The organism is Coleofasciculus sp. E1-EBD-02 (genome assembly GCF_040218245.1).
Taxonomy (GTDB): Bacteria; Cyanobacteriota; Cyanobacteriia; order Cyanobacteriales; family Coleofasciculaceae; genus Coleofasciculus.
This window is the reverse complement of sequence record NZ_JAVJQN010000200.1, coordinates 37,551-48,136: the sequence shown is the minus strand read 5'-3', so window position 1 is coordinate 48,136 and position 10,586 is coordinate 37,551. Positions and strand designations below refer to the sequence as shown.

Here is a 10,586-nt window from a genome sequence, read left to right as displayed (position 1 = left end):
CGGTGCAAAGTGCAAGACCGTGGCACCTAGTCGAGTGGCTGCTTCTTGGGGGGTTAAACTAGACATTGCCTGACTATATCAGAGAAAATGTCTAGTTATGTCACTAATTGTCTAGATATTTACGGACTGTTAGTTAACCCTGTACGCTTGAAATCGTCATGACCTTTTCCTCCTCCACCCTACCCAAACCCCCTGAACGCGACACTCACACTTGGACATGGCGCGGGTTTCCCATTGCCTATCAAGTCCACGGCAATTCTGGACCAGCAGTGGTGATGGTGCATGGCTTTGGCGCGTCTTGTGGACATTGGCGTAAGAATTTACCCGCATTAGCAGAATCCTGTCGATGCTATGCCATTGACTTAATTGGTTTTGGTGCCTCTGCCAAACCGATGCCGGGACTTGAAGTGGAGTATACCTTTGAAACCTGGGGACAACAAGTCATTGATTTTTGTCGGGAAGTCGTAGAGACTCCAGCGTTTTTGGTGGGGAATTCAATTGGCTGTATTGTAGCGATGCAAGCGGCTGTGGATTGTCCAGATAGGGTATTGGGCGTTACCCTGATCAACTGTTCCCTGCGGATGCTGCACGATCGCAAACGAGTGACGTTACCTTGGCATCGTCGCATCGGCGCACCCATGATACAACAGTTACTGGGAGTTAAGTGGGTGGGGCAACTCTTTTTTCGTCAACTGGCGAAGCCACAGGTGGTGCGGAAAATTTTATTGCAAGCGTATCGCAAATCCGAGGCAGTGACTGATGAATTAATCGACTTGCTGATGCAACCAGCAGCTGATGTGGGTGCGGCTGATGTGTTTATCGCATTTACCCGCTATTCCGCAGGACCTCTAGCCGAAGACTTATTACCTCAGTTACAGTGTCCCACACTGATTTTGTGGGGAACTGATGATCCTTGGGAACCCATCGCGGAAGCAAAAGAATGGGTCAATTTTCCCGCCGTGGAACAATTTATCCCCTTAGACGGTTTAGGTCATTGTCCCCAAGATGAAGCCCCTGAGGTTGTTAATCCCATTTTGCAGGATTGGATTGCACAGCATTCGGTTTAGTTTCGTCATTTGTCATTCGTCATTTGTCATACTCAAGGGAGTGAGAAGCAAGCTACGTCATTTGTTGCCCTAGTTCCCCCATCTCTCTCATTCACTGTTCCCTGTTCCCTCGCCTCACCACAAGACTTATTCAGCAATCCCTGAAAAAATGACTATTGAGAATTTTTTCAAAAAAGACTATCCTTTGATTGGTGAGTAGATAATTAGAGAGTTGGAAAGCAAGGAATAAGCAGCTAAGGGTAAGCAAGCGTGCTAGAACACCGATTTAGTTATCCAACTCAATCAAAAAATGTAACATTAGCTACCAAACAACCCTTTTTGTTACTGTTGACTTTATTGCTACCGCCATTTTACGGACTGCATTGACGTTCTAAACAAGGGGTGTGTCATGAGTACAAAGGATAAGCTAGGTAATTCTCAACCGTCGCAGACAGCGAAGATCGCGACGGCAAGAAAGCTATCCAAACTCTGGGCAAAAAAGTATGTTCAACAGCACAGTACATCAGACAAAACGTGGCAGTCGAATTCTCCAGGATTACGAGCTGTTATAGCACAGCGGTTGCTTGATTCATTGCGATCAGTAACGATTCAAGCTTGGGCAAAAACCGAAGCCTTACTCTGCCAACAAATCAAGCGACAAGGTATTAACTATCGCTTAATTGATCCTTGGCAAATTACTAAAGATACTTACTCAATCTATGAGAAAGTATTGCTCGCTTATGCCGATCAAGTCATCCCCGAACGTTTATGTTTATTTTTAGCATCAGATTTAGGTCGAATTCGACACAATTATACAGCAATTGATCCTAGAGTGATTGCGTTTGTTAGTATGCAGTTTCACTATAGTGGTCAGTTACTACTGAAATCACTGTCACCTCAAGAACAAGCTACAGTGAGTATTTATTTCCAGGTGATTGATGATTGTCTGTATATGCCCTTACAACGACTCTATAAAACTGCCGCCAATTATGATCATCAATCATTAGCTTTGGTATCTCTACGGAAAATCTTACCGGATCAAGCATTAATTGCTCAACAAATTGCCACCCGAATTAGCGATTTACATCCAAACTATCACTGTCATAGTGGTAGCTTAGTGAATCCTACGGTGAAATCTGCCAGTATTCGGGATGTGGAAATGTTCCAGATTTACCTGTGGCTTTGTGTTCTGGAAAAAAGTATTGCGCCCATCCAACGCGAATTGTTTCCTTTGTGTGTCATGCTCTACCCTACTTTAAACGTAGGGTGGGAATTAGTTCGGCAAATGATTCATCTGTTAGGATTGGAATTTGGTAAACGTCTTTCTCAGCAGCAAATTTCGCTTGTTTTACCCTATTTACAAGTATTGTGGGAAATGTTTTCTCCTGAGGTATTTCCCGAACCTTTGCCCGTTGCAGTGTTGGAAAATTCGGCGTAGTTGTCATTTCATTTAAATTCCTCTGTGTACCTGGAGTGCCAACTTCTGCCTTATAGCAAAAGGCAGAAGACCTTTTTAAGCTGAAGTTCCCCTAGTTCAGATGTACTACAGGGAAATTAACCCCTACTGCGTAAGCATTTTAGCAATCTAGCCCCCTCGATCCGTACCCATGTATTTTTAAGATTTTCTTACCAAAGAAACCGAAAAAGTATCAATGAAGAAGCCACACATAAGAGCGATCGCTCTTATGTGTGGCGCGATCGCTCTACTCCTAATCATCAAAACACTGCACTCTCAGCCGTTTCATACTCATGTCTTGATCTCGGACATCCTCTTTTGAGAACTTTACTGACGCTATGTCATAATCGGTTGGACGGAAACGGTTGGTTTTGGACAAGTGCCTAGTCCCCAATCAACATAGAGATCACGAGGATCAGTCTCCCGTAGCCAGGTTGCTAAGCGCTTGAAATCTGCCTCATGATAAACACCAATACATCCCGCTGTCCCCGGAGACTTAGCCATACCGGGATAACGTTTAAAGCGATTCCAATCCATGTGTATCTGAATATAACGGCGCTTTGTATAGTCAGGACTCTTGTAGTCTAAATTAATCTTGACTGGTCCTAGTCCGTCTGACCAACTTGCATTGTAGTTGTCCTTTCCATTAACCCATAGCATATCATGAATATACCACTTACCTTCAGGCAGAGGTTCATAGGAACCGGACTGGCTACATTTGCCAATTCGGAAGTTTTGCTTGCTTTTAATCCCGGAGCAAACAAATATATGATCAACCTCCTTTCCATTCTTAATATAGGCTAAACGGAGTTTACGCAGACAAAATTTATCAAAGGCATTGGTTTTCGTCAGACGCAGATAGGTTCCTCCCCCCGCATCTGGATATGGCTCTGGTGGAACTATTGGACTCTCTCCGCTTAAGGCTTTCCAGGTTAGAGGACCGACTTTGCCATCAGCTTCCGGTGATCCAAATACATGCGCCTGGAAAACTCTGACGGCGTTGTCTGTAATTGGACCAAAACAACCGTCGATTTCACCGTCGTAGCAACCCAGTTCCTGTAGTCGTTTCTGTAGCCACTTAACCTCTTCGCCCTCACTCCCACGAACTAAGAGCGAATCGAGTGCGGGTTGAGGTGCAAACGGTTGAGACGTTTCGGGTTCTGCGCCCAAAAAGTTGATTATTTCTCCTTCAGGAATCCGTTTCTCTGGTGGAGCAACATGCAGATTCCGTGCATTCTTGTACAGTGAAAGAACTGAAATCAAATCCTCCTTAAAAGCACGATCTAGGGTAACCAGTTCGACCAGTTCTGAATCCTTCCAAGCTGCAATGATTGTCTGACCTTGATTACTGCGGTACGCCTCCAACCAAGTGACTTGCTCTTGGGGCGATGGCTCAACTAAGATAGGTTCTCCTTCATCCCCCACCGTTTCAAACAAGCGTTTTTCTTCTGCACGGCGCTTGATCAGACCTTCTAGGGGTTTTTTCACCCCATTCTCTGTGATTTTCACCCACCGAGAGAACTCTTGGGCTGCACCCGGATAGTCCCCTTGATTGAGCTTCTTGAGTAAAGTGCTGCAACTTAGAGCCCCACAACCTAGGTTATAGCAGAAAGAAATCAAAGCATCGATTTGATTCTGGTTCAGAGAAACTGTAACCAGTTTTGCCAGTTGCTTGGCGATCGCATTACACTCTTCAATCAAAAATAACTCAGCTTGCTGCTCAGAGATCTGGTCTCCCATCTGAACCGGACGGTCATCTGGATAGCGAATCGTGCCGTAACCAATAGTCGGAACTCCCGCAGGACAAAGATAAGCTTTTAATCTAAGCCCTTCATACCGTTTAATTAGGGCTATACCTTTTGACGAAATATTCATAAAACCTTCTCCTTACTGAAACCAGTAATATATCCAGCATATTTTTATTTTTTATTTTTAGCTATAAATGATTCATTTTTGTTAAAATTCTACTAATTTTGTTACATTTACGAGCAGCTTTATCGGGAATCTCTACTCTAATAATACTACCTAAAAAAAATAAGTTATTTCCCCAACCGTTTGATACCAAATCTGATGACAGGAAGCCCCTTTTGCTAGGGCGATTGAAATCGCTGCTACACAAACAAAGTCCGCGTAGGCGGACTGCAAAGCACAAAAGACGAATGACAAATAACCCCTTACATCATATTCAATGGATCAACATCAATCGTCAAACTCACATCCGGCGGACAAATCCGCTGCAACGCCGCCACATCGGGTAATTCTACCGCTACATCTGGCGGAAATTTGAGCAAAATCTGCCACCGATAACGACGGGCGATTCGCATAATCCCCGCCGGGGCGGGTCCTAATATCTCATACCCGGAACCCGCTTGACTCAACCAATCCGCTAACGTCTCCGCCGCCTTCTCAACGTTTATCTCCTCCAACCCACTCAATCGCAATAAAATCAGATGCCCATAAGGAGGATAATTCAACGATTCCCGTTGTACCAATTCCGCCTCGGTAAACACCTCATACCCATGGGTTTTCACCGCCTGAATCACCGGATGTTGAGGTGAATAGGTTTGGACAATCACCTGACCCGGTTCATCCCCCCGACCTGCCCGACCTGCGACTTGGGTTAAGGTTTGAAATGCTCGTTCGGCTGCCCGATAATCAGATAAGTGTAATAATCCATCGGCGGCGACAACTCCAACTAAGGTGACTCCCGCTAAGTCTAATCCCTTGGTTAACATTTGCGTCCCGATTAATAAGTCCGCTTCCCCATTGGCAAACTGAGTTAACAGGGTTCGATGCGCCCCCTTAGTTCGGGTGGTATCACTATCAAAGCGAATCACCCGTAAATCAGGAAACGCCTTAGCCAACTCCTGACTCACCCGCTGTGTGCCACTACCAAAAAACTTGAGGTAAGGTGAACCACATTCGGGACAATTATTAGGATGGGCGGTTGTGTAGTTGCAATAATGACAACGTAAGAGTTGATTCGCCCCCTCGTGGGCATAGTGATAGGACAGGGACACATCACAGTCCGGACATTCAATCACATATCCACAACTGCGACAGGAGACAAACGTACTATGTCCACGACGGGGAATAAATAAAATCCCTTGTCGCTGCTTTTGTTTCAACTGCTGTAACTCATCTTGGAGAGAACGGCTGAAAATAGAACGATTCCCCTGCTTTAACTCCTGTCTCATATCCACAATTTCCACAGGGGGTAAGGGGCGAGATTGGATGCGTTCGGGTAATGAAAGGTAATAGGTTTTACAGGGGGCGTCTGTGTTGAGATTGGCTTGTTGACCGTTGACAGCAACCCAGGTTTCCAAAGACGGGGTAGCTGAACCCAAAACTAGAGGACAATTTTCCAATTCCGCCCGCCATTGGGCAACGGTACGGGCATGATAAGTGGGAGAAAGACTGTCTTGCTTGAAACTGGAGTCGTGTTCTTCATCTAATATAATTAGACCCAATTTAGGTAATGGCACAAAAACAGCCGATCGCGTACCAATGACGACCTGGGGTTCTCCACTTAATACTTGTCGCCAGGTATCATAACGTTCCCCATGGGATAACCCACTGTGATACACATTCACCTTTTTGCCAAACCGGGCGCGAAATCGGTCGGTGAGTTGCGGGGTTAGCCCAATCTCTGGAACTAACACTAGGGCAGATTGTCCCGCCCTTAACAACGGTGCGATCGCTTGTAGATAAACCTCGGTTTTCCCGGAACCCGTTACCCCATGCAATAGCACTTGGTTATACTCATCCAAACTTTGAATCGTTTTCAATGCATAAGTTTGCGTATCTGTCAATATTTTAGGGCGATCATCTGCCACATTCGGCTGATCCAAGGTTCTGAGAATTTCCCGGTATTCAACAACTACATACCCTTTTTCTGCCAGCTTGTTAACAATAGAAGACGTAGCATGACAGACTTGCAATAACTCATTCAGCCACATATCCCCACCCCGACGCCGCAGTACATCTAATACTTCCCGTTGTCGTTCGGTGACATCAGGTTCAAAGCCATCCGCGACGAGAGTGACAGCTTTCTTCAGCTTCGGGCGTGAGGGTTGGGGCGGTTTCAAATAACTTTCCACCCAGCCACGTTTAAGTAAATCTTTCACCCCGCGACGCGCCCCTTTCACCTGGCGTTGTAGATAGGCGACGCTGTAATCTCCGTCCGGTTGGGCATCTAGGAGTGCTAAAATCTGACGCGCCGTTCGACCGACAAACGTATCTGCACCATCAGGAATCGCCTCTCTATGCAGACGAACTCGCCGTTGCGATCGCATCAACAATCCTGGTGGTAATGCCCCCCGAACTACGGATATCAGGGGTGTGCAGTAATACTGCGCCACTCGTTCCAATACCTGCCAATAGGAGTTCTCAAAAAAACCCGTACCAATTACATCCTCCACCTCCCGGATTTTCGCCAATGGCACATCAGCAGGGGGAGAAGCCAGTAACCGAATTGCGATCGCCCCCACCTGGCGGTTATTCAATGGCACCGTTAAAATATCTCCCGGTTTAATCGACAAATCCGCCGGGATGCGGTACGTCAACAGTCCCTCGAGTCCCGGACAATCCACCAACGTCTCCACCCAGCAATTCTGATGATCACCACCGGATTGATAGGTTGCTTTCGGTTCTGCCACAATTAAACTTGTCGGGGAATCAGACACAACGATAACCTCTCAATTTTTCTCACAGCGACTGGGGGAACATCGATTCAATAACCCCAGTTAACAGTTCTCAGATAAAGACGTGCCATGGCGCGTCTTCACAGAGTCATCAAGTAATTCATCTGAATCATTAACTTCAAAGATAAATGCTAACGTCAATTATTGTTAAAACTTATAGTTTAATCGGAACTCCTATCCTCGTATGGATGAGGCAAATCCAGAAATCCTCCCTAAACGGGACACCAGTAGAACTTGGCGGTTTCATCGGTAATCACCTAGCCAAATTTTAGAGAACGTATATTCTATAGCAAAAGGCAGAAAGCAGGGACACGGCAATGCCCATTGGTGTCAACTTAACCAGAAGAAGCCCAGATTTCTTTTGAGCGAGCGGCATTATCTCGATGTCGCTTGCGCTGTATTGGGAACTTCAGTATAGGAGAAGAGGTTAAACTCAAGAGCGCGATCGCGGATTTTTACAAAAGTTGCTGGAGCGTACCCTTTACTTTGTTCCTGAACTACATTTATTCAGATTCAATAGATGGATAAAGACGCTTGAGTTTAATTCGAGCATCTTGGGTTGTAAAACGCTAGTTAACTTGGGAATCTGCCTGATTCCGTTCAGCTTCCCAAGCATCCACTGCCTGCTTCAAAATCTCTTGGTCAGCGACAACCTATTCTTCCAAAAACTGAGACTTGATTTCCTCTAATTCCCTGTCCATTTGACTTTTGGTTTTTTGAGTATTGGCAGAACCTTTAGTCGGCGGTGTCGATTTGGGTGGGGTACTTTTAGATGTCGGTGGCTGCAAAAACTCAGACTTCAAATCCGCTAATTCTTTATCTAACCCTTTCCCATATTGAGGCGGATTTGGCTGGGGCTTCATTGGCGCTGAAGCCGGAGGATGTGCAGGTTTTGCCGATTTAACCTTAGCCACAGGGGTTTGAGACTGTAAATCCTGGAGTATCTCCGCCACCGATTGATAGCGCTGATTCGTCGCACTGACTAACATCTTATCTAAAATTTTAGCCACGCGATCGCTGACTGGATTTTTCAACCCTTGTCGCCATATCCAAACCCCCTGATTCACATCAAATAAGTCAAAGGGATGGATTCCCGTTAGCAGATGGATACAGGTCACACCGAGACTATAGATATCACTCGCAAACACGGCTTTCCCGATACTTTGTTCCGGTGCAACATACCCCACCGAACCAATCACTGTCCCGGTTCTGGCTAACGCTGTACCTGTCGCCACTTTTGATGCGCCAAAATCAACCAGAAATAGTTGCTTATCGCGATTTCGACGAATAATATTTTCCGGTTTAATATCGCGGTGAATAACATGATGTTGATGAACGAATTGTAAAACAGGCAACAAATTATTCAACACATCGCGAACTTGGGCTTCTGTAAACGCGCCTTTTCTTGCCAACTCCTGGGCTAAGTCTTCGCCCTCAATAAACTCTTGCACCAAATATTGATGGCTATCTTGACAAAAATACGCCAACAGTTCTGGAATCTGGGGATGTTTACCCAACTCATCTAACCGTACTGCTTCTTGGGTAAATAACTGCGCCGCTTTTTGTACCGTACTGGTTCCCTGGGCTTGGGGGAAAAACTGCTTAATCACACAAGGGGGATGAGACGGTTTATCCTCATCCACGGCTAGAAACGTGCGCCCAAAACCGCCTTGTCCCAAGGGTTGAACCGTGCGATACCGTTCCTTGAGGCGTACTTTTGACCCGCAGGTGAGGCAAAATTTGGTTCCGGCGGGATTTTGGGGGTTGGTACAGTTAGGATTGAGACAGTAACTCATGGGGGTAGTTGGCAATTCAGCGTTTATCTCTATTTTGCATCTAAATGAGGAGTAGCTTTTTTACTCTTATTCTTTTACCCTATTATCCTATTATCCTATTACTTTATTCCGTCTCAACTTAATTTCGTTTAGGATGCTACGATTCCTTATCTGAGTACATACTTTCCCGGCTCACAGCATAATCTGATAACAGGGGTGAATGGTACTCGTTACCATTAGTCCTTGCCAGCTAAGCGACAATTGACACTCGGTAGGGTGTTGAAGTCTCTCTGATGGACGGGGAATTAATATTTGTCCTGTTTTCTGGTGGATGAGTCACCGACAACTCTATAAAAACTCAGCATTGCCCTGTCGGAAAATCCTGCTAAACTCAAAAAAACACCCACGACCCGCCATAACCCGACTCCCTGGGGTGAGACGTTATGGACTATTCCCGACTGGTGAAACTCAATCGACTACTGTTAGCCGGAACTGCCCTCGTGGGCTTATTTTCCATCGTCACGGGATGTGCCGCCCCTGATTAAGTTTAAGCTGGCGCAAGTGCGACCGGGTATGAGTGGATCGGCGCTGTTGAATCGGCAGACGGGGAAGGTCTGCGGGATGGTGAAGTTTACTCGCGGTCGCGCCTCTGATTTGGGGGGTGGGGCAATTCCGGCGTCTGTAATTTTGCAACGGTTTCCCCAATTGCGGCAGCTTCAGAAAGATTTTCACGACCAAGATCAACACTGGCACGATCTGCTAACCCAAAAAGCTGAATTGAAGGATTCTTCATCTAAAGCAAAAAGTTTCTTAGGCAACTCTTTATTTAAAGTATCTAGAACGAGAGTTATATTTGGGTTTTCCTTACTGACTCTTAGCACGACTATACTATTTGGCTTCAAAGCTCAATCCCCCTTAAATCTACCTTTCGGAAGAAGTTTTTATACAGACATAGAAAAAGTGGAAGCTCAAACAGAGAACGTTGACTTTGCGAACGTTGATTCTCTCCGCTTTGTAACCGAGGATGCGAGATTTACTGACATTGATGACGATAGACTTGGTGACAGTAATTTACTAAAACAAACATTAGAAATAAAATTTGCAATTTACAACAACAGTGAATCCGAGATCAATATCTCGAATTTTCAGGTTGTTATTTATAAACAAGACAGACTTATATTGTCGAGTGCTCGACTTAGACGTATAATCAATATAACTCCAGAAAATCCTTTTATAATGCAAAATATAGTCTATGGCGTAGCTCCAAAAGATAGTGAATATTTCTTGCTAAACTATAGAAACACAGTGGGAAATGGTATAAAAGGTGCTGATACAGTGGGTGTTTTAGTATATTATCACTCATCTTCAGGCAATATTGGTAAGTTGAAGTCCGAAAAGCTACTTTTTCTGAATTTCAATTCCTCTGAAATAGTTACATTTGATGAGTCCTACATCTTGAACAGAATTAAAGAGGTTGAAAGATCTGAAATTGATGAGCAGCAGAAGGAAAAAACGTTAGAAAACTTACGTGGTTTGCTAAGAGATATTGTTAGACACAAAAATCTTTGATTTAATTTCTGCTTCTTTTAAGTCGGTGCAGGCAGAA

The 10,586-nt window shown here is 45.1% G+C and carries 6 protein-coding genes; 3 read left to right on the top strand and 3 right to left on the bottom strand.

Annotated elements, in window-relative coordinates; translation table 11 throughout:
• Window positions 1–158 precede the first annotated feature (158 nt).
• Window positions 159–1,067, top strand: a complete 909-nt coding sequence (locus RIC07_RS31135; RefSeq protein ID WP_446397899.1) for an alpha/beta fold hydrolase — start codon at window positions 159–161, stop codon at window positions 1,065–1,067.
• 388 nt (window positions 1,068–1,455) lie between these two features.
• The gene (locus RIC07_RS31130) at window positions 1,456–2,484 is read left to right on the top strand and encodes a hypothetical protein (RefSeq protein ID WP_446397898.1); all 1,029 of its coding nucleotides are present in this window, start codon (window positions 1,456–1,458) and stop codon (window positions 2,482–2,484) included.
• Between the two features lie 354 nt (window positions 2,485–2,838).
• Here the strand turns inward: RIC07_RS31130 and RIC07_RS31125 are convergent, their stop codons facing one another.
• The 3 genes from RIC07_RS31125 to RIC07_RS31115 form a co-directional block, all read right to left on the bottom strand.
• A complete protein-coding gene (locus RIC07_RS31125) occupies window positions 2,839–4,377 on the bottom strand; it encodes a glycoside hydrolase family protein (RefSeq protein WP_446397897.1) in 1,539 nt (512 codons plus the stop codon).
• A 299-nt stretch (window positions 4,378–4,676) separates the two neighbouring features.
• The gene (gene priA, locus RIC07_RS31120; protein ID WP_446397896.1) at window positions 4,677–7,187 is read right to left on the bottom strand and encodes a primosomal protein N'; all 2,511 of its coding nucleotides are present in this window, start codon (window positions 7,185–7,187) and stop codon (window positions 4,677–4,679) included.
• Window positions 7,188–7,858: 671 nt separating this feature from the next.
• Window positions 7,859–9,001, bottom strand: coding sequence for a protein kinase domain-containing protein (locus RIC07_RS31115; RefSeq protein WP_446397895.1), 1,143 nt, complete (start codon window positions 8,999–9,001; stop codon window positions 7,859–7,861).
• 507 nt (window positions 9,002–9,508) lie between these two features.
• Between RIC07_RS31115 and RIC07_RS31110 the strand changes: the two genes are divergently transcribed.
• A complete protein-coding gene (locus tag RIC07_RS31110) occupies window positions 9,509–10,549 on the top strand; it encodes a hypothetical protein (protein ID WP_446397894.1) in 1,041 nt (346 codons plus the stop codon).
• Window positions 10,550–10,586: the final 37 nt, after the last annotated feature.

Excerpts from the sequence above, each read along its gene's own strand:
- RIC07_RS31135 (WP_446397899.1), top strand. The coding sequence starts at position 159 with ATGACCTTTTCCTCCTCCACCCTACCCAAACCCCCTGAACGCGACACT.
- RIC07_RS31115 (WP_446397895.1), bottom strand. The coding sequence starts at position 9,001 with ATGAGTTACTGTCTCAATCCTAACTGTACCAACCCCCAAAATCCCGCC.
- RIC07_RS31130 (WP_446397898.1), top strand. The coding sequence starts at position 1,456 with ATGAGTACAAAGGATAAGCTAGGTAATTCTCAACCGTCGCAGACAGCG.
- RIC07_RS31125 (WP_446397897.1), bottom strand. The coding sequence starts at position 4,377 with ATGAATATTTCGTCAAAAGGTATAGCCCTAATTAAACGGTATGAAGGG.